This window comes from Vreelandella vilamensis (assembly GCF_031451755.1).
Taxonomy (GTDB): Bacteria; Pseudomonadota; Gammaproteobacteria; order Pseudomonadales; family Halomonadaceae; genus Vreelandella; species Vreelandella vilamensis.
The window spans coordinates 136,521-162,297 of record NZ_JARWAN010000002.1; the positions used below are offsets into that span (position 1 = coordinate 136,521).

A 25,777-nucleotide genomic window follows, 5' to 3' on the forward strand; every position below is an offset into this window, starting at 1 on the left:
GGTCTCCTTATCGTATGTAGCATTGTCAGGGGTAACAAGAAGGCTATCTTACCCAATCTTTGCATCAACGACGAGGTCAAAGACCCACAAAAAAACCATTAATATTGCATTAACCTAATTCATTAACAATGGGTTAAGACAACATTAGCGCGGTGCATAGCTAAATACATCGGACAACATCTGGCGTTTTTCCAACCCTTTATCCAGCAAAATATCCACGCAGGCATACACCATTCCCGGCGAGCCGGAGAGATGCACCTTGTAAACTGAAGGCGAGATAGAGGCCGCTTCCAACGCCTCATCCACACGACCTAAGTGGTGGTGAATGCGTTCACTTTCGGGCATCGGCTCGCTTAGTGGTAGCTCGGTAACGGCATGAAACGTAAACGCCGGATTTTCCTGCGCCCACTGACATGCCAAGGGCTCTAGATACAAGTCACGATGCTCACGCGCGGCCCACCACAGGTCAATCTGACGATTAGGCTGGTGGGCGAGCACTGCTTCAATAATTGCTTTCATTTGCGCAAAGCCAGTACCCGCCGCAATCAGCAGCAGCGGAGTCGTGCTATCAAGGTCCACAATACAGTCGCCGCCCGGCAGGCGAACCGTCAACTGGTTTGCCACCTGTAAAAGCTCACGCAACCGCGCAGAATTATCCCGTTCTGGCCAATGCTGAATATGCAGCTCAAGCTGACCGTCGCCATGCTCGGCGCTGGCGATCGAGAACGGTACCCAGATATCATCTTCTAGATGCATTTCCAGATATTGGCCCGGCGCGTGCCGCATCGCTTCTGCACGCCCTTGTAGGGTAACGCCGAATACATCGGGGTTTAAGTCTTCAACCTCGGTGACTTGGCAAGTCAACGTCCTTGCGCTCATAAAACCTCTTTATTATCTCAAACAGGGGAACTGCCTACTCACACCCTTGGCGGGCCGGTGGCAGCGGAATACCAATACCCAGCTCATCCCAGCGCTCATCAACGCGGGTTTTCACCACCTCATCCATGGTAATGGGCACGCCCCACTCGCGGTCGGTTTCGCCTGCCCACTTATTGGTCGCGTCCCAACCCATTTTGGATCCCAACCCCGAGACCGGCGAGGCAAAGTCCAGGTAATCAATCGGCGTGTTTTCGATAATCACCGTATCGCGGGCCGGGTCCATTCGCGTGGTCATCGCCCAGATCACGTCTTCCCAGTTGCGCGCGTCGACATCATCATCAAGTACTACCACAAACTTGGTATACATGAATTGACGTAAAAAGCTCCATACGCCCATCATCACGCGTTTGGCGTGTCCAGGGTATTGCTTCTTCATCGTCACCACCGCCATGCGGTAGGAACAACCTTCCGGCGGCAAGTAGAAGTCAACTATCTCAGGAAACTGCTTACGCAGGATAGGCACGAACACTTCGTTAAGCGCTACCCCCAGAATTGCAGGCTCATCCGGCGGGCGGCCGGTGTAGGTGGAGTGGTAAATCGCGTCGCGGCGCTGGGTGATACGCGTCACGGTAAAAACAGGAAAGTGATCAACCTCATTGTAGTAGCCGGTGTGATCGCCAAACGGACCTTCCGGCGCCATATCATCAGGGTAGATAAAACCTTCAAGAATGATTTCGCTCGATGCCGGCACTTCAAGCTCGGCATGGCCACATTTAACCAGCTCCGTGCGCGAACCGCGTAACAGCCCGGCAAAGGCGTATTCGGAAAGCGTATCGGGGACCGGCGTGACCGCACCAAGAATAGTGGCAGGGTCAGCCCCCAGCGCTACCGCTACGGGGAAAGGCTCGCCCGGATGGGCTTTTTGAAACTCTTGAAAATCGAGCGCGCCACCGCGGTGGGAAAGCCATCGCATAATGAGCCGGTTTTTGCCGATTTTCTGCTGACGGTAAATCCCCAAGTTGTGGCGTTTTTTATGCGGTCCTTGGGTCACCACCAGCGCCCACGTCACCAAAGGGGCGGCATCGCCCGGCCAGCAATGCTGAATCGGCAGGCGATCCAGATCGACCTCGTCGTCCTTAAACACAACCTCTTGAACCGGGGCACGCTTAACCGTCTTCGGCCCCATGCTGAGCACTTGTTTGAAGATTGGAAGCTTTGACCACGCGTCTTTCAAGCCTTTGGGTGGGTCGGGCTCTTTTAAAAAAGCCAAGAGCTTACCCACTTCGCGCAGGGCTTCGACCGAGTCTTCTCCCATGCCCAGTGCCACGCGCTTAGGCGTGCCGAACAGGTTTCCCAGAAGCGGCATGTCGTGACCTTTGACATTTTCAAACAGCAGCGCAGGCCCACCGGCGCGCAGCGTGCGATCGCAAATCTCGGTCACTTCCAAGTAAGGATCAACTTCCGCGCTAATACGCTTAAGCTCGCCCTGTGCTTCCAGAGCGGCGATAAAATCTCGCAGGTCATGGTACTTCACTGTTGGCTCCCCGGCTCAAGGGTAGGACGACCAGAGCGCCTTAGCGGCGCTTCATGGCTTCAAAGAACTCCAAATTAGTTTTGGTATCCTTAAGGCGGTCGATCAAGAACTCAGTGGCCGCGATGTCATCCATCGGGTTGAGCAGCTTGCGCAGAATCCACATCCGCTGCATTTCATCCTCGGAGGCAATCAAGTCTTCACGGCGGGTACCGCTGCGGCGAATATTGATGGCGGGGAAAACGCGCTTTTCGGCCAGCTTACGATCAAGGTGCGCCTCCATGTTACCGGTGCCCTTGAACTCTTCGAAAATCACTTCATCCATTTTCGAGCCGGTATCCACCAGTGCCGTGGCGATAATCGTCAGGCTACCGCCCTCTTCGATATTACGCGCCGCGCCGAAGAAGCGCTTGGGCTTCTCAAGTGCATGCGCGTCGACACCACCGGTTAATACTTTGCCGGAGCTTGGCACCACGGTGTTGTAGGCACGCGCAAGACGAGTAATGGAGTCGAGCAGAATCACCACGTCTTTTTTATGTTCAACGAGGCGCTTGGCTTTCTCGATCACCATTTCCGCGACTTGCACGTGACGCGCCGGCGGCTCGTCAAAGGTCGACGCGACCACTTCACCACGCACGGTGCGTGACATTTCGGTCACTTCCTCAGGACGCTCATCGATCAGCAGTACGATCAAATGGCACTCAGGATTATTGCGCGTGATCGACGTTGCGATGTTCTGCAACATCAATGTCTTACCCGCTTTAGGCGGCGACACCAAAAGTCCACGCTGACCTTTGCCAATGGGCGCAGTGAGATCGATGATGCGCGACGTTAGGTCTTCCGTCGAGCCGTTGCCGATCTCCATGAACATACGCTCATCGGGAAACAGCGGCGTCAGGTTCTCAAAGAGAATCTTGTGCTTGGCGTTTTCCGGCCGATCAAAATTGATCTGACTGACTTTCAGCAGGGCAAAATAACGCTCGCCTTCTTTTGGCGGGCGGATTTTCCCAGCAATCGAGTCACCTTTGCGCAGGTTAAAGCGGCGGATTTGAGAGGGCGAGACGTAAATGTCGTCCGGCCCGGCGAGATAAGAGCTGTCGGCGCTGCGCAGGAAGCCAAAGCCATCCTGAAGAATTTCCAGTACACCGTCGCCGTAAATATCCTCTCCACTTTTGGCGTGTTTCTTGAGGATGGCGAAAATGATGTCCTGCTTGCGCGAACGGGCGAGGTTGTCGATCCCCATCTCGCGGGCAATATCGAGCAGCTCGGGAACGGGTTTTTGCTTAAGTTCAGTGAGATTCATCGGCGTGTAAGAACGTTGCTCATGGAAGCTGGGCGCCAGGCGCCGGAAATAAGAAAGGAGGCATGAAGCGACGCGTTAAACCGCTACGTCGCAGGGTGCGTTCAGATCCCGGGAGCACGCGCTCGAAAAATACACTGCTGAACGTGATCTGCTGCGCTCAGCGCGAGGGTGCTAACACTTGCTTGATCCCTAACGTATCGTGATTCAGACGGGAATCACCGATACCGGCGGGCTATCTGACGACTTGGACATCGGGGCGGCTAGCCATTGAACTGACAAAGCCTGAGGTGACCGAAACTGATCAATGCCGAAATGTATGACATGTCGATTCGAATCAAACCAATAGCAAGATGGTAGTCAAGCTATGAGCCAAACGCAAGCCTTCAGCAATTGACAATGAACAAAGTGCCCCGCAACCTTGACATGTCCACCCTCAAGGATAGCTCATGCCCAAGGAAATATTGCGCCCGACTGACGATCTTTTGCCCAGTTTCACCCACCGTGTCGCTGACAGCAGCGAACCCCGGCGGCTCGCCGCCATTGACCTGGGCTCTAACAGTTTCCACCTACTTGTCGCCAACTATCAAAACGAGCGGCTGCAAGTCGTCGCGCGTCTGGGAGAAAAGGTCCAGCTCGCCGCAGGGCTTGATGAAGACGGCTTTCTTAGCGATGTCGCCATGCAACGCGCGCTTGATTGCCTTGGCCGCTTTGCCCCTTTTTTGCGCGGTATCCCGGCGTCACAGTTACGTATCGTCGGCACCAACGCCTTGCGCGATGCGCATAATAGCCAAACGTTTATCGACCTGGCCGAAGCACAACTAGGCCACTCCATCGAAATTATCGCCGGACGCGAAGAAGCCCGCTTGATCTACCTTGGCGCGGCGCATGCCCTTGCCGAAAGCGGACGTCGGTTGATTGTGGATATCGGTGGAGGATCAACCGAGTTTATTATCGGCGAGTCATTTGAACCAATGGCGTTGGAAAGCTTGCGCATGGGCTGTATCACGTTTTCCCGCCGGTTTTTCCTGGATGGCGAACTCAGCGAAAAACGCATGCGTAAAGCGGAGCTCGCCGCGCTCTCTGAGCTTGCCAATATCCAGCGCCCTTATCAGCGCCTGGGCTGGGAAGACCCCGTTGGCTCTAGCGGCACGATTAAAGCCGCCGCCAGCGTATTGCACGCGTACACCGATACGCCTCAAGAAGGGCTCATCACAAAAGCAGGGCTGAAAAAACTTCGCGAACGCATTATCAAGTGCAAACACGTCGATAAAGTCGCCCTTGAGGGGTTGAAACCTGACCGCGCGAAGGTATTTCCTGCCGGTGTCGCCATTTTAAGCGCCATTTTTGAAGCCTTTGCGCTTGAGCAGATGCGCTTTGCCGACGGTGCCCTGCGTGAAGGGGTACTTTTCGATATGGCCGGGCGCAACAGCGCCGAGGACTCACGGCTAAAAACCCTGGCGTCGCTCAGACGTTGCTACGATGTGGATACCCGTCAGGCGGAAAACGTCGCCGATACCGCGGATCTTCTTTTTGCCGGCGTACGCAAAACATGGCAACTCACTGAAGATCATCGGCGTTATTTGCACTGGGCAAGCGAAGTGCATGAAATTGGCTTAGCCATTTCACACAGCCAATTTCACCGTCATGGCGCTTACCTTCTTGAGCACTCCGACCTTTCGGGTTTTTCACGCCCAGAGCAGCGCCTAATGGCCTTTTTGGTGCGCGCCCACCGCCGCAAGTTTCCACTAAAAGAGTGGCAGGCGCTCCCCAAAGCGCAGCAACCTGGATACGCTCGACTGGCGAGACTTTTGCGTTTAAGCGTACTCTTCAACCACTCACGCCCTGAAACCCCACCGCCGTTGCCTGCCTTTAACGTCGAAGGTGATACACTTTACATTGAACTGCCCGAAAGTGACGACGAGCCTACCCTACTGAGCACGGACCTAGAGCAGGAACAAGCTTACATGGAGAACGCGGGATTTTCGCTCGTGGTGCGTTAACCCCACGATTCGTTCACATTATGCGCGTCATGCCACGCCACCTTTTCACCCGCCGCCTGCCAGCAAAGCCTGCTAGGCGAGTATACAGCGGCAATGCAACGGGGCGTACAACCAGCACTCTCTCGCCAAAACACGATGACTCGTTCGCGCTCCCAAGGGGGGATATTGGCTTCTTGCAGTAACCGCTTGAGATCCCGCCGGCCGCGCGTCGGTAGGTCTAAGACTTCGCCACCCTGGCGCCACGTAGCGATGAGCGGTGCTTTACTCTCCACCGAAAGCGACATCTCGCCTAGCGGTGTTTTCAGCGGCGCGCGCCCGTCCCACTGGATTTGCCAGGCGGGCAGTGGGTCACGGTTCGCCAAGAGGTAGAGCCTTTGCTGCCACACTCGCGCTTCGGCAGCTCCCCACGCAACGCGCACCTGGGCGTCGACTCCCGCATCCAACTGCGAAAGCAGGCTTTCCAGGCGCTTGCGCGGTGGGGTTGGCACGCCCAGCTGCTGGCAGAAAATGCGGATTAAAAGCCGCTGACGCGGCGCTGAGCGCTGCTTGAGCGCCACTGCATCAAGCTGTTCTATCCCCAGACGAAGCGTAGCGAGCTCTTCAAGGGCATACTCGCTTAGCAGCGCATCGGCTTCCCCGGCCTGGCTGGCGGCAGCGGCAAACGCGGCCTGCCCGTGCGGCCAGCGCTCACCGAGCATGGGAACGACCCGGTGGCGTAAGAAGTTACGATCAAAGTGCGTCTCGACATTGGAAGGATCCTCGCACCAGTTAAGTGCCAGCGCTCGCGCTGCCCTTTCCAGACTTTGTTTGGGCGCGTCTCGCCACGGGCGCACGATCTTCACGCCGTTCCACTGACGCGCATAGGGCATGGCGGCCAAACCGCGGATGCCGCTGCCGCGAAGAGCGGCAAGCAGAAACGTTTCCGCTTGGTCGTTTTGATGTTGCGCCAGCCACAGCACATCACCTGCTGGAACATGCTCGGCAAACGCAGCATAACGAGCCTCTCGCGCCGCGCCTTCAACTCCCTGCCCTGTGAGTTGCACACTCACGCGAGCCACCGTGAGCGGCACGTTCAGGCTCATACAGAGAGCGTGGCAGTGCTCCTCAAACGTCTCCGCGGCCGTTTGTAGACCGTGATGAACATGAATCGCCTTTAGCGGTGTCTGCGTCTCTTTGCACGCGGCGGCGGCCAGCGTCAGCAACAGCGTTGAATCTAGCCCCCCGGAAAGCGCCACCCAAACAGAACGCCCCGGTGGGGATTCCACCAGGGCGCTATGTAATCGCGTTAAAAGAGGATCAAGCGGCGGGGGCGCCATAGCTCATCAGCCGTTCATAGCGGCGCGATAGCAGTGCGTCGGTATCCAGCGATTGCAAACGCTCTAGGCTCTCTTGGAGCGTCTCCCTGACGCGCGCGGCGGTGTTAATCGGATGGCGGTGCGCGCCGCCTAGCGGTTCTTGCACTAGCGCATCGACAAAACCCAACTCTTTTAACCGCTCGGCGGTAATGCCCATGGCCTGCGCCGCATCGGACGCTTTTGCGGCGCTCTTCCACAAAATAGAGGCGCAGCCTTCAGGCGAAATAACGGCGTACGTCGAGTATTGCAGCATGTGCAACTCGTCACACACCCCAATGGCGAGCGCACCACCAGAGCCGCCCTCACCAACAACCGTCGAGATGATCGGCGTTTTGAGCCGCGACATGACCGCCAGGTTATGCGCTATCGCCTCAGACTGACCACGCTCTTCCGCGTCGATACCGGGATAAGCACCAGGAGTATCGATAAAGGTGAAGACCGGCATATTGAAACGCTCGGCCATCTCCATCAAGCGGCATGCCTTGCGATAACCTTCAGGCCGGGGCATGCCGAAATTGCGCCGTACCTTCTCTTTTACCTCACGGCCTTTTTGGTGGCCAATCACCATCACGGGCTTGTCGTTAAAGCGTGCAATACCGCCGACAATCGCGGCGTCGTCGGCAAAACGACGGTCTCCGTGCAGTTCGTCAAAATCGGTAAAAATGTGCTCAAGATAGTCCAGCGTATAAGGGCGCTGTGGATGCCGCGAAATCTGTGACACCTGCCAAGGCGTTAAATCTTTGAAGATTGACGCCGTGAGTTTGCGACTTTTCTCCTCCAGGCGGTCAATTTCATCAGAGAGATTGACTTGGCTATCGGAGCTAACCGAACGCAGTTCTTCAATTTTTGCCTGCAATTCGGCAATCGGCTGTTCAAAATCGAGATAATTAGGGTTCATCGGCTAAGCCTGTAAAAATTAAGCCTTCTCGGATCGCGCAATATTGTCACGCATTATCGCACCTTGGCCTTGTCACGCAAGCGCTGGCACATTACCGCCGGGCTAATTAGCGATAGCGAAGTTGAACGCCAACCTGGCCTTGCACGTCTTGAAGCGCCAGTAACAAGTCATCGCTTGGCGCCACCCGCCATTCGGCGGCAAGTTCCAACCATACGGTGGCTTCTGGATGGCGGTACTGCAGTCGTACCGGCAAACCGTCGTTATTACAGTGCGGCGCTAAGCTCTCGCGCAAGCTCTCGACCAGGCGACCGTTAATACGTTTGGCTTCAAGCGCTACGTCGATTGATTCGCCGTAACGCACGCGCGCCGCCACCATCGGGGTCACGTCTTTACCGCGCAGCTTCAACCCGCCCGAATAATCATCGCTTGAGACATCACCCTCGACGATTAGCACCTGATCCGACTCGATCTGACCGCGAAGCTGATCGAAAAGCTCGCCAAACAGCGAAGCTTCAATACGGCCGGTGCGGTCATCCAAGGTAATAAAGGCCATGGTATCGCCGCGCTTGGACTTCATTGTGCGCACGCCTACCACCAAGCCGGCAACGCGTTGCGGCTCCCAGGAAGGGGATAAATCGGCAATCCGGGTCGAGACAAAACGCTTCAACTCACGCTCGTACTCGTCGATTGGGTGGCCGGTGAGGTAAAGCCCCAAGGTCTCTTTTTCGCCCGCCAAGCGCTCGCGGTCGGTCCATTCACGCACGCCCAGATACTCGGTGTAGACATCGTTATCTTCAGCCGCTTCAAACGCATCGCCGAACATATCCAGCATGCCAAGGTTTTGGTTGGTATGGTTTTGCGCGGCGGCCTTGAGAGCATCCTCCATCGATGCAAACAGCACGGCACGATTAGGACCAAGGTTATCCAACGCGCCGGAGCGAATTAGCGCTTCCAGCGTGCGCTTATTCATGCGTTTAGGGTCAATGCGACGGCAGAAATCGAACAGATCGGTAAACGGGCCTTCGGTGTTGCGCGCCTCGACAATCGCGCCAATCGGTCCTTCGCCTACCCCGCGAATCGCGCCAAGGCCATAGACCACACGGCCATCGGTATCGACAGTAAACTTGTAGCCACCCACGTTGACGTCCGGTGGCGTCACGGTGAGCTTGAGGTGGCGGCACTCCTCGATCAACGGGACGACTTTATCCAGGTTATCCATCTCGGTGGACATCACCGCGGCCATAAACGGCCCCGGATAGTGCGCCTTGAGCCACGCGGTTTGGTAAGACACTAAGGCGTAGGCAGCTGAGTGGGATTTATTAAAACCGTAACCGGCAAATTTCTCGACCAAGTCGAAGATATTGCCCGCGAGGTCTTTATCAATCCCGTTGGCCGCGCAGCCGTCCATAAAACCGGCGCGCTGCTTGGCCATTTCTTCGGGCTTTTTCTTACCCATCGCCCGGCGCAGCATATCCGCCTGACCAAGGCTATAACCCGCCATCACCTGGGCAATCTGCATTACTTGCTCTTGGTAGAGAATGATGCCGTAGGTGGGCCCCAGCACCGGCTCTAGCAGCTTGTGCTGGTAATCCGGATGCGGGTAAGATACTTCTGCGCGGCCATGCTTGCGGTTGATGAAGTCGTCCACCATGCCCGACTGCAGCGGGCCGGGGCGGAACAGCGCGACAAGCGCGATCATATCGTCGAGCGAGTCGGGCAAAAGCCGCTTAATCAGCTCCTTCATCCCGCGGGATTCAAGCTGAAACACCGCGGTGGTTTCGGCACGTTTGAGCATGTCAAACGTCGGCACGTCATCCAGCGGGATGGCATCGATATTAAGTGGGTCTTCGCCGTCGACGGCGCGCACTTTATCGACCATCTCCAGTGCCCAGTCGATAATCGTCAGGGTACGCAGACCGAGGAAGTCGAACTTCACCAGCCCCGCTTCTTCGATATCGTTCTTATCGAATTGCACCATCAGCCCCGAGCCGTCTTCGTCGCACAAAAGCGGCGCGAAATCGGTTAGCTTCGTCGGGGCAATGACCACGCCGCCGGCGTGCTTGCCGGTGCCGCGGGTAATGCCTTCGAGCTTCAGCGCCATTTCCCAGATTTCGCCGGCTTCGTCGTCGGCTTCAACAAACTCTTGCAGGGCAGGCTCGGCGTCAATCGCCTTGGAAAGCGTCATGCCGACTTCAAACGGAATCAGCTTGGAGAGCTTGTCGCCCAACGAGTAGGGTTTGCCCTGGGCACGGGCGACATCGCGCACCACCGCCTTTGCCGCCATGGTGCCAAAGGTAACAATCTGCGACACCGCATCGCGGCCGTAGCGCTCGGCCACGTATTCGATGACTTTGTCGCGTTTCTCCATGCAGAAGTCGACGTCAAAGTCGGGCATCGACACCCGCTCGGGGTTCAAAAAGCGCTCAAACAGCAGGTCGTAGCCAATCGGGTCGAGGTCGGTGATTTTCTGCGCGTAAGCCACCAGTGACCCGGCACCTGAACCGCGCCCCGGCCCTACCGGCACGTCGTTATCCTTGGCCCACTGAATAAAGTCCATCACGATCAAAAAGTAACCGGGAAAGCCCATCTGGATGATGATGTTGAGCTCGAAGTCGAGCCGCTCCCGATAGCGTTCGTCAATCGCCTGGTACTCGTCACCGTCGCGCGGATAACGCTCGACGGGGTACAGAAAATCCAGCCGTTCGGTCAGGCCGTCGTGGGAGATCTTGCGAAAGAACTCGTCCTGGGTCATGCCTTCGGGGATTTCGAACTCGGGCAGAAAGATTTCCCCCAGGCGCACATCGACACTGCAGCGCTTGGCAATCATGACGCTGTTTTCCAGCGCTTCGGGGATATCCGCAAAGAGCGCCGCCATCTCGTCGGGGCTTTTGAGGTATTGCTCCTCGGCGTATTTGCGCTCACGCCGCGGGTCGTCGATCGCTTTACCTTCGCCAATCGCCACGCGAGTTTCATGGGCCCAGTAGTCGTCGCGCTTAAGAAAGCGTACGTCGTTGGTGGCCACCACGGGAGTATCGGTGTCAATGGCAAGCTTGACGCTTTCGTGCACGCAGGTTTCTTCAAGCGAGCGCCCGGTGCGAGTCAGTTCGAGATAAAAACGGTCGGGGAAAGCCGCCTGCCATTCGTGTAAAAGCGCTTTGGCATCCTGGTAATGTTCGGCAAGCAAGTGGCGGCCAATGTCGCCGTCGCGCGCGCCCGAAAGGGCAATAAGGCCCTCGCTTTGCGCTAACACCCAGTGCTTGTCGAGAATCGCCCGCCCTTGGCGCTGGCCATCAGTCCAGCCTTTGGAAATCAGCTCGGTGAGATTGCGATAGCCCGTCTCGTTCATGGCCAAAAGAGTGAGCCGGTACGGGTGCGACTCATCGTGGGGATTATGCAGCCACAGATCACTGCCAATAATCGGCTTAATGCCGGCATTTTGCGCGGCCGTATAGAATTTCACCAATCCGAACAGATTCGCCTCATCCGTCAGTGCCACCGCCGGCATCTTTTGCTCTGCGGTGGTGCTGACCAATGGCTTAAGTTTGACCAAGCCATCGACCAGGGAATATTCGCTGTGTATACGCAAATGGACAAACGGAACCGTCATAGGAATCTCGTGGCAGGGCAACAACATGAATGAATGACGAATTTATAACAACGCGAGCTGGCGCTTAACCGGGGCAAAACTTTGGCGATGCTCAGGCAAGGGGCCATAGGTTTCTAGGGCCGCCAAATGCACTGTCGTCGGGTAGCCCTTATGGCGAGCGAAACCGTATTCTGGGTGACGTTGATCAAGCGCCAGCATCTGCGCATCGCGCGCCACCTTGGCCAAAATCGACGCGGCGGCAATCGCGCTATGGCGCAAATCACCCTTCACCACCGCTTGCCCCGGCAAGGCATGCCCCGGAAGTCGATTGCCATCAACCAGCAGATACTCCGCAGCCGGAAGCAGCCCATCGATGGCGCGGCGCATGGCCAAATGCGTGGCGTGATAAATGTTGAGCGCATCCACCTCTTCAGCCGATGCCTCAGCGACACAAAACGCCAATGCTTTCTGGCGAATTTCTCCATCCAGCGCTTCACGTTTTCGCGCCGACAGTTTTTTGGAATCGGTCAGCCCGTCAATGGGCATCGCGGGGTTTAATATCACCGCTGCCGCGACCACGCTGCCCACCAGCGGCCCACGCCCCACTTCATCAATGCCCGCCAGCCGCTCTCCCTGGTAGGCAATTTCCAGTGGAGGCCAGTCGGCTATCGTTTGGTTCATGGCTGTTTTTTGGCTCATGAATCACCTTGAACAAGCGGCTGCCCCGCCGCCAGCGCTTCAACCGCTTCAGCCGCGCGACGGCTAGCTCCTCGCTGAAGCGTCGCGTGCATCGAAGCAAAGCGCGTCTCAAGCGCTTGGCGTTCGGCCGGATGATCCAACAGCTGCGTTAACTGCTCGGCAATTGCCTGGGCACTTGCCGCCTCTTGAATCAGCTCCGGCACCAATGTGTCTTGAGCGATAAGATTGGGTAATGAGATCCAGCGGGCTTTCACCAGCCGCTTGGCAAGCCAGTGAGTGGCCGGCGCCATTTTATACGCAACGAGCATCGGCCGATGGCAAAGCATCGCTTCCAGCGCGGCGGTGCCAGAGGTCAACAGCACAATGTCGCTTGCTACCATCGACTCACGCGCTTGGCCGTCACGTAACGTCACTCGCGTGGCGAGCTCAGGGTACTCGGTTAGCAGGGCGTTTAGTTCTTGATAACGCGCAGGCGTGGCGGCGGGGATCACAAACTGAAGCGCGGGAAAATGCTCGCACAGCATTACCGCGGCGGCTAAAAACGTCGGCCCCATGAAGCGGATTTCATTGGCTCGCGAGCCGGGCAGTAGCGCCACAAGCGGCCCTTCAGAGGACAAACCAAGCGCCTCGCGCGTCGCGTGGCGGTCGGTATGAAGGGGTAATTCATCGGCAAGCGGATGGCCGACAAAGGTCACCGGCACGCGATGCTCACGGTAAAAATCGGCTTCAAACGGCAACAGCGTCAGCATCCCATCGACTGCGCGGGCGATCTTTTTCACCCGTCCCTGGCGCCACGCCCATACCGATGGGCTAACGTAGTGCGCGGTTGTGATGCCCGTATCGCGCAGCGCGCGCTCTAGGCCTAAGTTGAAATCGGGGGCGTCGATCCCTAGCATCAAGTCCGGTTGCCACGCGAGAGCGTCAGCTTTGAGTGTTTTTCGTACGCGAAGCAGTTCGGGCAAGTGCTTGAGCACTTCGACCAACCCCATCACCGATAAGGTTTCTAACGGAAAGCGGCTTTGCATGCCAAGCGCCATCATTCGCGGCCCACCGATGCCACGAAACTCAACGTGGGGGTGGCGCGCTTTGAGCTCGCGCATCAGGCCCGCGCCGAGGATATCGCCCGATAACTCACCGGCAACAATGTAGATACGCTTAAGCGTCATGGCAGGCCTCGTTTAGCGCACGATACCGCGAGTCGAGCACTCAATAGAGGCGGCAAAGCGTTCAACTTCCGGCAGCTCATAGCGCTTACGCATCTCCACAAGCGCTTGCTCAACCGTTAGCCCTTGGCGATAAAGCAGTTTATACGCGTCCGTTAACGCTTTGATCGCCTCACGGCTAAAACCACGCCGTTTTAAGCCGACCAGGTTGAGTCCATGCACTTGTGCTGGATTACCATTGATCATGGTGTAAGCAGGGGTATCTTTGGTGATGATGGACCCGCCACCGGCCATCGCATGCTCGCCAAAGTGGCAAAACTGATGCACCGCGGCCAATCCGCCTAAAATGGCACAGTCGCCCACATTGACATGCCCCGCGAGCGTCACTTGGTTAGCAAGAATACAATCGTTACCAATGACACAGTCATGGCCCACATGCACATACGCCATCAACAGGTTACGCGAGCCAATCGTGGTTTCGCCCCGGTCTTGGACGGTGCCGCGATGGATGGTCACTCCCTCACGGATAACATTGTCATCGCCTACGACTAAACGCGTAGGCTCACCCGCGTATTTTTTATCCTGGCAATCTTCCCCCACCGACGCGAACTGAAAAATACGCGTGCGCTCACCCAGCGTTGTCGGCCCTTTCACCACCACGTGGGAACCAATCACTGAGCCGGCTCCAATCGCGACTTGAGGCCCAATGATGCTGTATGGACCTACTTCGACGTCATCGGCCAACTGGGCCGATGGATCAATCAGTGCAGTCGGATGAATCAAGCCACCTTCCTCTCAGCACAAATAATTTCTGCTTCGCAGGCCAATTCGCCTTCTACCGTGGCGCGGCAGGCAAACTTCCAGATACCGCGCTTACCACGAATCACATTCGCTTCCAGCCTTAACTGGTCGCCCGGCATGACAGGGCGCTTAAAACGGACTTTATCGCTACCTACTAAATAATAAACATAGCCATCGGCTGGGCGTTTATTGACGGTTTTGAACCCTAAAATCCCACAAGCCTGCGCGAGCGCTTCTACCACCAACACGCCCGGCATAATCGGATGATGGGGAAAGTGACCATTAAAAAACGGCTCGTTAATGCTGACATTTTTATACGCAACGATGGTTTCGCCTTCGGTGAGCTCGATCACCCTATCCACCAGCAAAAACGGGTAGCGGTGGGGTAAAAATTCGCGAATTTCGTTGATATCCATGACCATCGTGGCGACCTCTAAATAACATATATCCTGAGCCAACCTCAGGAACGTCCAGCTCTCCTGCTGGTGAAGGCAGTGGATTATAACGCGCGACGCATTAGCCTCAACCTACCCTTCGTAACTATTGTCTTGTTTCATGCTTACTTAACTGCTGTTTTTTCTAGCCGTGACAAGCGCTTGGCTATCTCATCAAGCTGCTTAAAACGCACGGCATTTTTCCGCCATTGGCGATTATTCATTGCCCCCGTCCCTGATGAGTACACGCCCGGCTCATGGATGGAGTTGGTCACTAAGCTCATTCCCGTGACTTGTACGCCATCACACAGGGTTAAATGCCCCGAAAGGCCGACCCCCCCGCCAAGCATGCAGTGTTTTCCCACGCTGGTGGAGCCGGCGATTCCCACACATCCGGCTAGCGCGCTATGATCCCCAATCTGCACGTTATGGGCAATTTGCACCTGGCTGTCGATTTTAACATCACGGCCAATAACGGTATCCCCGAGCGCGCCTCGGTCAATGCTTGAACAGCTACCGACCTCTACGTCATCTCCAAGAATCACGCCACCTAACTGCGCAATTTTGTGCCAACCGGCACCATCATGGGCAAAACCAAAGCCATCGCCGCCGATGACGCAGCCGCTATGCAAAATCACCCGTTTACCCACCACAATGCCGTGACAAACCGTCACGTTAGCATGCAGCCGTGTCGCTTCACCGAGATGGCTATCCGCCCCTACAACGCTGCCCGGCCCAACGACTACACGGTCTTCAAGTACCGCGCCAGAGGCGATGACTGCGTTTGCTTGAATCGAAACATCAGCCCCTAACGTGGCATCTTTCGCCACTACTGCCGAGGGATGAACACCGGGCGTATCCAGGGCCGCCAGAGGGTCGAATAACTGAGAAAGCTTGGCGTAGCCAAGGTAAGGATTATCCATCTCCAGGCGGGGTACCGGACAGCTTTTGCTGTGCTCGGGATGAAGCAGAACGGCGCCAGCCTGAGTCTTGACCAAATCTTTCAGGTAAGCGCGATTAGCAAGAAATGCCACTTGATCTGGTTTAGCATCTTTAAGCGTCGCTAAGCCACGAATGGGCAAGTTTCCGTCGCCGCTAAACGCGACATCTAGGTGGCGGGCAATATCCGCCAGGGGGATGGTGTAAGCAGCGTGCGTCATGTTAGCCCAAACTCGTAGCACAAATTGCGAACGGTATTAAAACACCGCAGCGACGTTCTCAACGACATTAACCTTTCTGGCGCATTTAGTTCAGCGAATTAAAGGTTTGCGTCACTTCATCGGTCAGGTTGGGCAAATCCATGGATGAGTGCAACACGCCTTGAGGCTCGACCAAAATATCAATGCCATGGCGCTGAATGACCTGATCCACGGCTTGTTCAAGAGTAGACTCAGCTTGTTGCAAAAACTGCTGTTCGGAACGCTGCTGAGCCTGACCCACCTGTTGGCGCAGCTGCTCAAAGCGGCTACCTTTTTGCTGCAGTTCGCGAATCAATGACTCACGCTCAGCATCAGACATCAACTCGCCTTCGTTCTCTAGGCGTTGCTGTAGAGACTGCAATTCTTGGCCCAAGCTTTGTGCTTCACGCTGCTGCTCGCCCAATTCACTTTCTAACTGGCTTAACGAGGCTTGCGCTGCCTCGGTATTCATCAGCGCGGCTCGCCAATCAAGCACCGCAACTTCGGCCGCGTGTGCCGGAAGAATCATCGCACCCATCAAACACACTGCCGCTATGAGTTTACGCATGTTATTCACTCCTAAATTTTATCGGTATGCATCGCAACCAAAGTATGTGTCGCCATCAAGGGGCGCTAAGTAAGCGAACCCGGTTACCACTGGATTCGCCCTGGCTTATGCCTTAAAACGTTTGCCCCAAAGAGAACTGAAAGAACTGCGTATCATCGTCGCTTTCGTCATTCACCGGCTCTGCCACGCTGAAGGTTAGCGGCCCAACGGGCGTTAGCCAAGACAGACCCATCCCCACGCTGTAGCGCAAGTCCCCCAGATCCACACCTGAGTTGCAACGCTGACGATCCGCATCATTTTCTAGCACGTCATAACAAGACGTCAGGAAGGTATTACCCGCATCGAAAAACACAGAGGACTGCAACGCGCTTTGGTCTTCAATAAAGGGCAGTGGAAAAATCATTTCGGCGCTGCCCTCCACGAGGATGTTCCCCCCCATGGTGCGGTCGCGCCCCCCTTCACGCTTCGGTGTGGTGCGCTGGCCCAACGTATTGGAGGTAAAGCCGCGCACCGACCCTAAACCGCCCGCATAGAAATTTTCATAGAAAGGATAAGGATCGTTATTGCCCAAGGTATCAGCGTAGCCTAAATTACCGCTAAACTTGAGCGCCCACCGATGATCGTCATCGATGGGAAAGAGCTGCTGCGCACGCGCACGGGCTTTATAGTAGCCAACATCGCTGCCGGGGGCCGCCGTCTCTAATGAAATACGCTGGTAGCTACCGGCGGTCGGCATCATCCCGCGGTTAAGGTTATTGCGCGTCCAACTTCCCGTCAGCTTAATGCTTTGGGCATTGTCGCCTTCGTCCATGACATAGCGTTCAATTTCTGAGGCCGTGTCGAAATACGTTTTCACCGTCGTGTCGTCAACACTCGCGCCAAAATTTAACCGCGCGAGTTCACTGATCGGGTAGCCAAAGTTGATTCCTGCGCCGTAAGCGTCGGTTGAATACGTGGAGATATCCGAATCTTCGTAATCCGTTTCACGGTAGAAGACGTTGTAGCCACGCGAAATCCCGTCTAGGGTCCAGTAAGGGTCGGTAAAACCGAAGTTAATACTGGTAAACGTATCGCTTCGCTGAGCGCCGACATTGACGCGGTTCCCCGTACCGAGGAAGTTGTTTTGTGACAGCGAGGCGCCGTAAATCACCCCGGCGCTTTGAGAGAAACCAATGCTAGCGGAAATTGACCCTGATGGCTGTTCCTCAACGTTATAAGTCACGTCAAGCTGGTCCGTTTCACCCGGCACCCGACGGGTATCCACTTCGACCTGACTAAAAAAGCCTAGCCGTTGCAGACGCTGTCGCGACTGAGTAATCGCTTCGGTAGACGCGGGTGCGCCTTCCATTTGAATCATCTCACGTCGCAGCACTTCATCCTGAGTCGTGGTGTTGCCGACAAATTCAATGCGCCGCACATACGTACGCTGACCAGGATCAACGCCGATGATCAAATCTACCGTGCCGCTATCATCAACCACCTGCGGGATGCCCTCCACTTCGGCGAAGGCAAACCCTTCCGTACCCAAACGCTGACGCAACGCTTCTGTCGAAGCATTGAGCTCGCTACGTGAAAAGGTGTTGCCGCTTTGCACTTGCAAAAGATCACGCGCTTCGTTTTCCGCGATTTGCAGATCGCCGCTGAAACGGATATCCCCCACCTGGAACTGCCTGCCCTCGTCAACGTTCAAGGTGATAAAAATATCATTCTTCTCAGGTCCAATAGAAACCTGAGTGGATACTACCTCGAAGTTCACATAGCCGCGATCCAGGTAATATGAGCGCAATCTTTCAATATCACCGGCTAACGCTTCACGCGAGTATTCGTCGCTTGAAAACCAGCCAAAAAAGAAGCCCGGGGAGTCTTCTAGCTCAAACAGATCACGCAAGGTCTCATCATCAAAAGATTCATTGCCAACGATGTTGATTTGACGAATTTTCGCCACCCCTCCCTCGTTGATGTCGATATTGACCTGAACGCGCCCTTCATCGACCTCTTCTACGTCAACGTCAATCTGTGCACTGTAACGACCCTGCGATTGATAGACGCCTTCGAGCTCGCGCTGCATCTCTTCGAGGGTAGACAGTTGCAACACTTGTCCCTCGGACAAGCCTGACTGTTGTAACCCTTGACGCAGATCATCTTCGGAAATCTGCTTATTCCCGGTAATAGTTAGCCGTGCAATCGTCGGGCGTTCAACGACTTGAACCACCAGCACATCGCCTTCACGCGCTAATGAAACATCATCAAATAAACCGGTCGCAAATAGTTCGCGCGCCGCTTCCGCAAGTTCTTGGTCATCAACACGATCATTAGCACTCACGGGGAATGCATTAAAGACCGAGGCGGCAGAAACCCGCTGTAGCCCTTCTACACGAATGTCGGAAACGTCAAAAGATTCTGCTTGGACATTCCCCGCTGTTGCCAGCAGGAATGCCGCCACTCCCAGGGTCTTAATTTTCATGCAGTCAGTTCGCTCGCGTTAGTCTGCCTTCATGTTTCGACAGGCACCTTATACATTTGTGCAGGCGGCTGGCAAGCCAGCTGCTCGCTACACGCGTGATCACCACAGGCGCATCAAATCAAAATAGAGCGCCATTATCATTAACGTTCCTACCATGGCCAAGCCAATACGTAACCCAACCGCTTGCGCCTGCTCTGACACCGGGCGCCCACGGACAATTTCCACTAGGTAGTAAAGCAAATGGCCGCCATCGAGAACCGGGATGGGCAACAGATTCAGTACGCCCAGGCTGATAGAAAGATAGGCGAGAAAGCCAACGAACGCTTCCATGCCAGCGCGCGCGGAGTCACCAGAAATCTGCGCGATGGTAATTGGTCCCGATAAATTCGACGGTGAAATCAACCCCACCAGCATCTTGCGGATGGCATCGAGGGTTAGTATGACCATATCACCGGTTTTATTAAACGCTTGCCCCACGGCCTCGACAGGGCCATAGCGGATTTCACGACGCAGCTCTTCCGGCCATTCCACAGGCTCAACCCCGGCGCCGATGTAGCCTACTTCAACGCCGTTTTCTAACGTATTACGTCCTGGAGTGAGGGACAACGTTTGTTCGCTACCGTCACGCTCAATGCGCACATCAAGTGCTTCTCCCGCATTACCGCGCACAATATTAACGAACGTCATCCAATCGTCGACCGCTTCACCATTCACCGCGACAATACGATCCCCCGAACGAAGCCCCGCCGCGTGCGCCGCTTCTCCGTCCATCACTTGGCCCAACACCGCCGGAAAGTCTGGCTGCCAAGGGGTAATCCCTAAGCTTTGCAGCGGTTGTGGCGGATCTTGACGTACCAGGTAGTTATTCACCGGCAGCGCATAGCGACGTGAAGTAGTCGTATTTTCAGGGCGTGCCTCAATGTTAAGCTCGCCATTGTGGCCAATCAGCGCCACCAATTTAAGGTTGATCTCGTCCCACGCACGCACAGGCTCGTCTTCAATCGCAACGATTTCGGCACCACGCTCAAGACCTGCCTGCTCTGCCGGCGAGCCCGATACGACGTCACCAACAAGCGGCATTACGGTTGAAGTGCCCGCCACAAAAAGCGCCCAGTAAGCCACAATGGCCAACAAAAAATTGGCCAACGGCCCTGCCGCCACAATGGCCACACGCTGCCAGACGTTTTTACGGTTGAACGCGTATTGAAGTTCTTCATCTGGCACGGGCGCTTCACGCTCATCCAGCATTTTGACGTAGCCACCAAGCGGGATGGCCGCCACGGCATATTCAGTGCCGTGGCGATCAGTACGAGACCACAGCGGTTTACCAAACCCGACTGAAAAACGCAGCACCTTCACACCGCAGCGACGTGCCACCCAAAAGTGACCAAACTCGTGAAACGTCACCAAAAGGCCCAGCACGACGATCACCGCTAATATGTTTTGTATTAGGCCCACGCTTATCTCCGCAGTTCTTGTCTTGCTGGTTGAATTCCCACTGATTTCGCTCTTGCTGGTCGCCCGCTAGAGTAACCCCTTAGCGCGCATAGTGCCTAACCCACTGCTGAGCGGTGCGGCGTGCTTGCTGATCGGCATTGAGCACGACGTCGAGATTATGGACCGGCTCGGTTGGCTGATCGTTCAAAACGGCCGCCACGACGTCACTGATGGCATTGAAGCCTAACCGTTTGGCTAAAAATGCCTCAACGGCAACTTCATTGGCGGCGTTTAAAATTGCCGGCGCGCTACCGCCTTGCTGCATGGCATCGCGCGCCAGCCGCAAGCAGGGAAAACGCGCCTCATCCGGGGCTTCAAAGTCTAGACGGGCAACCTGAAAGAGGTCTAGCGCTTCAACGCCTGCATCAATACGCTCTGGCCAAGCCAAACCATAAGCAATCGGCGTACGCATATCCGGGTTGCCCAACTGTGCCAACACCGAGCCATCATGATAGGCCGCCATGGAATGAATGACACTTTGTGGGTGCACGACGACTTGAATCTGTTCGGGCGTGGCATCAAACAGCCAACACGCCTCAATCAGCTCTAAGCCTTTATTCATTAACGTGGCGCTATCGACTGAAATTTTGCGCCCCATCGACCAGTTAGGGTGAGCGCACGCCTGCTCAGGGGTAACATCCGCCAGTGCTGCGCGGCTCCATGTGCGAAATGGCCCGCCCGATGCCGTAAGAAGCAGCTGCGAAACCCCGTGACGCGCAAGCCCACCGCGATGCTCGCTAGGTAGACACTGATAAATTGCATTATGTTCAGAATCGATAGGTAAAAGCGTCGCCTGCGCGGCTTCCACTGCCTGCATGAACAGCGCGCCGCTCATCACCAACGCTTCTTTATTCGCAAGCAGCACTCGCTTTCCCGCTTGCGCGGCGGCAAGCGCTGGCAGTAGACCGGCGGCGCCAACAATGGCGGCCATTACTACATCCACGGCACTATCACGAGAAACCTCTACCAACGCCTGCTCTCCAACGGCTACCTGCGTTTTCACCCGCGCGTTAGAAAGCGCCTCACGCAGCCATTGCGCATCAGTTTCATGCGCTATGACGGCGATCTCGGGATGGTGGGCAATACACTGAGCCAACAACGCATCACGGGCAGTATGCGCTGTCAGTGCATACACTTGATAGCGTTCCGGGTGGCGGGCGATGACGTCTAGCGTACTGGTGCCAATCGAGCCGGTTGCCCCTAAGACGGTCACACGCTGAAGGCGGCTCATAGGTTAGGCACCAGAGTATACAATAAGGCAAATAGCGGAACGGCGGCGGTCAGGCTATCGATACGGTCCAGCACGCCTCCATGACCGGGGAGTAACTGGCTTGAATCTTTAATCTTGCGGTAGCGCTTGAGCATACTTTCGAGCAAATCCCCTAGCACCGATACCAATGTGACAAAGAACGTCACGACCAAGAGCACAAGACCACCGCTCCAACTAAGGCCTTGCCAAGCGCTGAACACCAACGCCAGGAGTAGCGTGGCAGTAAGGCCACCTACAACGCCTTCCCAAGACTTCCCCGGACTGACCTGAGGAGCCAATTTACGCTTGCCCCATGCTCGACCGGCAAAGTAGGCGCCAATATCGGCGACCCACACTAGCAGCAAGACGAACAGCAACCACACGCTGCCGCTGTCGCGAAGCACGTTAAAACCAATCCAGCACGGTAATAGCACCCATAGCCCCATCAACAAGCGCCTTGGCGTGGAGCCCCACTGCGACAGCGCTGCGGGATAACGCGTCACCCAATAAAGATTGACCAGCCAGCCAACGGCGGCAACCCATAACGGCCAGGGCGATAACACGCCGCCGCTTTGCCAAAGCAATACCATCAAGAGGGCAACCCCGACCACAAGGATTGCTCGGTGAGTCGCACGCTGAACACCTGCTAGATTGCTCCACTCCCAGGCGCCGAGCAGCACGATTGCGGCGGTAAAAAAGGCGAAAGCGCCGCCTTGAAGACTAAACAGCCCCGCTAATACCAGCGGTGCCAGCCAAGCGGCGGTGATAATTCGTTGTTTAAGCACCCTGCGCCTCTGTTTTTGTTGGCGACGGCGTTGAGGATAATTGCTCGTCGGTCATACCAAAACGTCGTTTACGCTGGCTAAAGTCGGCAAGTGCTGCATCAAATGCCTCGGCACCAAAGTCGGGCCAAAGCAAAGGCGAAAAGTACAATTCCGCATACGCTAGCTGCCATAGCATAAAATTGGATAATCGCTGCTCACCGCTGGTGCGAATACACAAATCTACCGGTGGCATTTGGCTTGTGTAGATGGCTTGATCCATACGCGCTTCATCTACCTCGTCGGCGGTCAGCTCTCCATCAGCAACTTGCTGAGCCAACGCTCGTGCAGCACGGGTAATTTCCCACTGGCCGCCATAGTTGGCCGCAATCACCAGGTGCATTCCCGTGTTTTCACTCGTCAACGTTTCGGCGCGCTGAATGTGTTTCTGAATCGCGTGCGAAAACCCTTCGCGCTCGCCTAATATCGTGAGGCGAATATTGCGCTCGTGAAGTTTCTTCACCTCACGCTTGAGCGCCATTAAGAAGAGCTCCATCAGCGCGTTGACTTCCGCCGCAGGACGCTTCCAGTTTTCGCTGGAAAAGGCAAAAAGGCTCAGCGTTTTAACCTCACACTCTACCGCGCGGCGAATCACCGCCCTCACAGCCTCAACCCCAGCCCGATGGCCTCGCGCACCCGAAAGGCCACGCGCGCGCGCCCAACGGTTGTTGCCATCCATAATGATGGCGACATGAGATGGAATCAAAGCTAACCCTTCAGATTTTGTCGCTGAAAGCTCAGTCGATGAGCGCGTACTTACATTCGCCGGCTGTTTATCCGGAGGTTGCGGTAACGTCATAAAAATATCGCACCAAAGATCGTTCATCTCACCGGCAAAAAGCCGAACGGGCAGCTACACTGCCCGCGACTAAAGTGTCAATATCACACCTGCATCAAATCCTGCTCTTTAGCAGCCAATGCTTTATCGATTTCAGCAACATACTGATCGGTAAGCTTTTGAATTTCTTCCTCACCTTGGCGTTGATCGTCTTCAGTGATCTCTTTGTCTTTAAGCAGCGACTTGAAGTCGCCATTAGCATCACGGCGCACATTACGCACGGCCACGCGCGCGTGCTCGGCTTCGCTACGCGCTTGCTTGATGTAACCTTTACGTGTTTCTTCGGTCAGCATCGGCATCGGCACCCGGATGACGGTACCGGCGCTTGCCGGGTTAAGGCCTAGATCCGAGGTCATGATCGCCTTTTCAATTTTCGGCACCATGCCCTGCTCCCACGGGGAGATGGAAAGCGTGCGGGCATCTTCTACGTTAATAGACGCCACTTGCCCCAGCGGCACTTGACTGCCGTAGTACTCCACGGTCACCGCATCGAGAATACTCGGATGCGCTCGCCCGGTGCGAATCTTGTTAAAGTTGGTATGCAGCGCATCCACGCTTTTTTTCATCCGCGATTGCGCATCTTTCTTAATTTCTTTAATCACGTTATTCCCCTCTGTCAATCAGCGTGCCTTCCTTGCCCCCAACAACCAGGTTCAGCAGGGCACCAGGCTTATTCATGTCAAATACCCGCACTGGCATATCATGGTCACGTACCAGGCAGATAGCGGTCAAATCCATCACGCCAAGCTTTTGATCCAACGCATCGTCGTAGGAAAGTTGCTCATACTTCACCGCATCAGGGTGTTTCACCGGGTCTTTATTATAAACACCGTCAACTTTCGTGGCTTTGATGACCACATCGACATCCACTTCAATACCCCGCAGGCAAGCGGCGGAGTCGGTGGTGAAAAACGGATTACCAGTACCCGCAGAAAAGAGTACGACATCTCCCGACGTTAGATAGCGAATCGCCGTGCGTCGGTCATAATGCTCGACCACGCCACTCATAGGAATCGCTGACATCACCCGCGAGCGAATATTAGAGCGCTCAAGCGCATCACGCATTGCCAGCGCATTCATTACGGTCGCCAGCATTCCCATATGGTCGCCGGTCACACGATCCATTCCCGCCTCATTAAGCGCAGCACCTCGAAACAGGTTACCACCGCCAATGACAAGCCCTACTTGGACACCAATGCCGACTAACTGGCCAATCTCTAAAGCCATACGATCCAATACCGCCGGGTCGATACCAAAATCGTGCTCGCCCATCAGGGCTTCACCCGAAAGCTTGAGCAAAATACGTTTATACTTCGACTTCGATTTCGACCCTTCCGTTTTTTTGCTGGGGGAAACCGAGGCAAGGGGCTCATCAGCATTGCGGGACATGGCATCTCTCCTAAAGCGTTAACCACACGTAAGGCTTTAACAACAAGGCAGACCTACACCGAATTGGCGTGTGACTCCTGCGCTCTCTTTTCAACATTAGCGCAAACCAAATGAGCGTTAGCGCATGCAACGTAAGCACAAAAGCCGGATACGCAAAGGCGTGCGCTTGCGCGCACGCCCACTTGCTTGGAACTTATGACCTTAGCTGCGGCCAGCCTGTTCCATCACTTCTTTAGCAAAATCGACTTCTTCTTTCTCAATGCCTTCGCCAACTTCAAAGCGCGTAAAACCAAGCACTTCGCCACCGGCATCTTTCACGTACTCAGCCACGGTTTGGTTCGGGTCTTTAACGAACGGCTGTTCGGTGAGACTGTTCTCGGCCAGGTACTTTTTCAAGCGGCCTTGAACCATTTTCTCAGCAATCTGCTCCGGCTTACCGGCCATGTCCGGCTGGGCCAAAATGATCGCTTTTTCCTCGTCCAGCTTCTCTTGCGGCATTTCATCCGGACGGGCTACCGTCGGATTGATCGCGGCAACGTGCATGGCAACGTCTTTTGCGGCTTGAGACGTGCCGCCTTTAAGTACGGTCAAAACGCCAATGCGGCCACCGTGGACGTACTCACCGACGAGATTGCCTTCACCTGCTTCGATGACGACGGCACGACGCACGCCAATGTTTTCACCGATTTTCTGCACCAGCTGTTCGCGAGCGGTTTCCAGATCACCTTCCATTACCGCAGCGACATCTTCGTTTTTCGCGGTAAAAAAGGCATCCGCGATTTTGTCTGTGAACGCTATGAAGTTGTCGTCGCGAGCCACGAAGTCGGTTTCGGAGTTAATCTCAACCATAACGCCGTAATCACCGCTTTCAGAGACACGCGTTACCACGGCACCTTCTGCTGCGGTACGGCCGGCTTTTTTCGCGGCTTTGAGGCCAGAATTTTTGCGCAGGTTTTCGATCGCGACTTCAATATCACCGTCAACTTCGGCAAGTGCTTTTTTGCACTCCATCATGCCAAGGCCGGTGCGTTCGCGCAGTTCCTTTACCTGAGCGGCGCTAATAGCTGCCATAAGGATTCACCTCTGATCTAAATGGGTCTAGAAATTGGAGACAAGGCCCGCCA

Annotated in this window: 21 protein-coding genes; 1 reads left to right on the forward strand and 20 read right to left on the reverse strand. The window is 55.5% G+C overall.

Annotated elements, in window-relative coordinates; translation table 11 throughout:
* Positions 1–144 precede the first annotated feature (144 nt).
* From QC823_RS01825 to rho, 3 genes are read right to left on the reverse strand one after another with little or no spacing between them, the layout of a single operon-like run.
* Positions 145–879 carry an FAD-binding oxidoreductase gene (locus QC823_RS01825; protein WP_309654658.1) on the reverse strand — a complete coding sequence of 245 codons (735 nt, stop codon included), beginning with the start codon at positions 877–879 and terminating at the stop codon, positions 145–147.
* A gap of 34 nt (positions 880–913) precedes the next feature.
* A complete protein-coding gene (gene ubiD / locus QC823_RS01830; RefSeq protein ID WP_309654659.1) occupies positions 914–2,413 on the reverse strand; it encodes a 4-hydroxy-3-polyprenylbenzoate decarboxylase in 1,500 nt (499 codons plus the stop codon).
* Positions 2,414–2,453: 40 nt separating this feature from the next.
* Complete coding sequence (gene rho / locus QC823_RS01835; RefSeq protein WP_179929941.1) at positions 2,454–3,713, reverse strand: transcription termination factor Rho; 1,260 nt, start codon at positions 3,711–3,713, stop codon at positions 2,454–2,456.
* Between the two features lie 446 nt (positions 3,714–4,159).
* On the opposite strand from rho, the gene ppx reads away from it, so the two are divergent.
* Entirely contained in the window at positions 4,160–5,713 is a 1,554-nt protein-coding gene (gene ppx, locus QC823_RS01840) for an exopolyphosphatase (RefSeq protein WP_309654660.1), read from the forward strand.
* Here ppx and tilS read toward each other — a convergent pair.
* The 17 genes from tilS to tsf form a co-directional block, all read right to left on the reverse strand.
* Positions 5,710–7,029, reverse strand: coding sequence for a tRNA lysidine(34) synthetase TilS (gene tilS, locus QC823_RS01845; protein ID WP_309654661.1), 1,320 nt, complete (start codon positions 7,027–7,029; stop codon positions 5,710–5,712). The genes ppx and tilS overlap by 4 nt on opposite strands.
* Positions 7,010–7,966: an acetyl-CoA carboxylase carboxyl transferase subunit alpha gene (gene accA / locus QC823_RS01850; RefSeq protein WP_309654662.1), complete on the reverse strand. Its 957-nt coding sequence runs from the start codon at positions 7,964–7,966 to the stop codon at positions 7,010–7,012. Before accA ends, tilS begins: the two co-directional genes overlap by 20 nt.
* Before the next feature lie 106 nt (positions 7,967–8,072).
* Positions 8,073–11,573, reverse strand: coding sequence for a DNA polymerase III subunit alpha (gene dnaE, locus QC823_RS01855; RefSeq protein WP_309654663.1), 3,501 nt, complete (start codon positions 11,571–11,573; stop codon positions 8,073–8,075).
* A gap of 42 nt (positions 11,574–11,615) precedes the next feature.
* On the reverse strand, positions 11,616–12,251 hold the full coding sequence (gene rnhB, locus QC823_RS01860) for a ribonuclease HII (RefSeq protein ID WP_309654664.1): 636 nt from the start codon (positions 12,249–12,251) through the stop codon (positions 11,616–11,618).
* Positions 12,248–13,417, reverse strand: a complete 1,170-nt coding sequence (lpxB, locus tag QC823_RS01865; RefSeq protein WP_309654665.1) for a lipid-A-disaccharide synthase — start codon at positions 13,415–13,417, stop codon at positions 12,248–12,250. Before lpxB ends, rnhB begins: the two co-directional genes overlap by 4 nt.
* Positions 13,418–13,429: 12 nt before the next feature.
* A complete protein-coding gene (gene lpxA / locus QC823_RS01870) occupies positions 13,430–14,197 on the reverse strand; it encodes an acyl-ACP--UDP-N-acetylglucosamine O-acyltransferase (protein ID WP_309654666.1) in 768 nt (255 codons plus the stop codon).
* Positions 14,194–14,637, reverse strand: coding sequence for a 3-hydroxyacyl-ACP dehydratase FabZ (gene fabZ, locus QC823_RS01875; protein ID WP_179930052.1), 444 nt, complete (start codon positions 14,635–14,637; stop codon positions 14,194–14,196). The genes lpxA and fabZ overlap by 4 nt, the downstream gene beginning before the upstream one ends.
* A gap of 137 nt (positions 14,638–14,774) precedes the next feature.
* Positions 14,775–15,809, reverse strand: a complete 1,035-nt coding sequence (lpxD, locus tag QC823_RS01880; RefSeq protein ID WP_309654667.1) for a UDP-3-O-(3-hydroxymyristoyl)glucosamine N-acyltransferase — start codon at positions 15,807–15,809, stop codon at positions 14,775–14,777.
* Positions 15,810–15,894: 85 nt separating this feature from the next.
* Positions 15,895–16,395: an OmpH/Skp family outer membrane protein gene (locus tag QC823_RS01885; RefSeq protein ID WP_309654668.1), complete on the reverse strand. Its 501-nt coding sequence runs from the start codon at positions 16,393–16,395 to the stop codon at positions 15,895–15,897.
* Positions 16,396–16,507: 112 nt separating this feature from the next.
* The gene (gene bamA, locus QC823_RS01890) at positions 16,508–18,859 is read right to left on the reverse strand and encodes an outer membrane protein assembly factor BamA (RefSeq protein ID WP_422823555.1); all 2,352 of its coding nucleotides are present in this window, start codon (positions 18,857–18,859) and stop codon (positions 16,508–16,510) included.
* A gap of 99 nt (positions 18,860–18,958) precedes the next feature.
* Positions 18,959–20,317, reverse strand: coding sequence for an RIP metalloprotease RseP (gene rseP / locus QC823_RS01895; RefSeq protein WP_309654669.1), 1,359 nt, complete (start codon positions 20,315–20,317; stop codon positions 18,959–18,961).
* Between the two features lie 79 nt (positions 20,318–20,396).
* Entirely contained in the window at positions 20,397–21,587 is a 1,191-nt protein-coding gene (gene ispC / locus QC823_RS01900) for a 1-deoxy-D-xylulose-5-phosphate reductoisomerase (protein ID WP_309654670.1), read from the reverse strand.
* Entirely contained in the window at positions 21,584–22,390 is an 807-nt protein-coding gene (locus QC823_RS01905; protein ID WP_309654671.1) for a phosphatidate cytidylyltransferase, read from the reverse strand. Before QC823_RS01905 ends, ispC begins: the two co-directional genes overlap by 4 nt.
* Positions 22,383–23,225 carry a polyprenyl diphosphate synthase gene (uppS, locus tag QC823_RS01910; RefSeq protein ID WP_309654672.1) on the reverse strand — a complete coding sequence of 281 codons (843 nt, stop codon included), beginning with the start codon at positions 23,223–23,225 and terminating at the stop codon, positions 22,383–22,385. The genes QC823_RS01905 and uppS overlap by 8 nt, the downstream gene beginning before the upstream one ends.
* An 83-nt stretch (positions 23,226–23,308) precedes the next feature.
* The gene (frr, locus tag QC823_RS01915; RefSeq protein WP_309654673.1) at positions 23,309–23,866 is read right to left on the reverse strand and encodes a ribosome recycling factor; all 558 of its coding nucleotides are present in this window, start codon (positions 23,864–23,866) and stop codon (positions 23,309–23,311) included.
* Position 23,867: 1 nt separating this feature from the next.
* Positions 23,868–24,653 carry a UMP kinase gene (gene pyrH, locus QC823_RS01920; RefSeq protein WP_309654674.1) on the reverse strand — a complete coding sequence of 262 codons (786 nt, stop codon included), beginning with the start codon at positions 24,651–24,653 and terminating at the stop codon, positions 23,868–23,870.
* Positions 24,654–24,854: 201 nt separating this feature from the next.
* Positions 24,855–25,724 (reverse strand): translation elongation factor Ts, encoded by an 870-nt coding sequence (tsf, locus tag QC823_RS01925; protein ID WP_309654675.1) that lies wholly within the window; start codon positions 25,722–25,724, stop codon positions 24,855–24,857.
* Positions 25,725–25,777 lie beyond the last annotated feature (53 nt).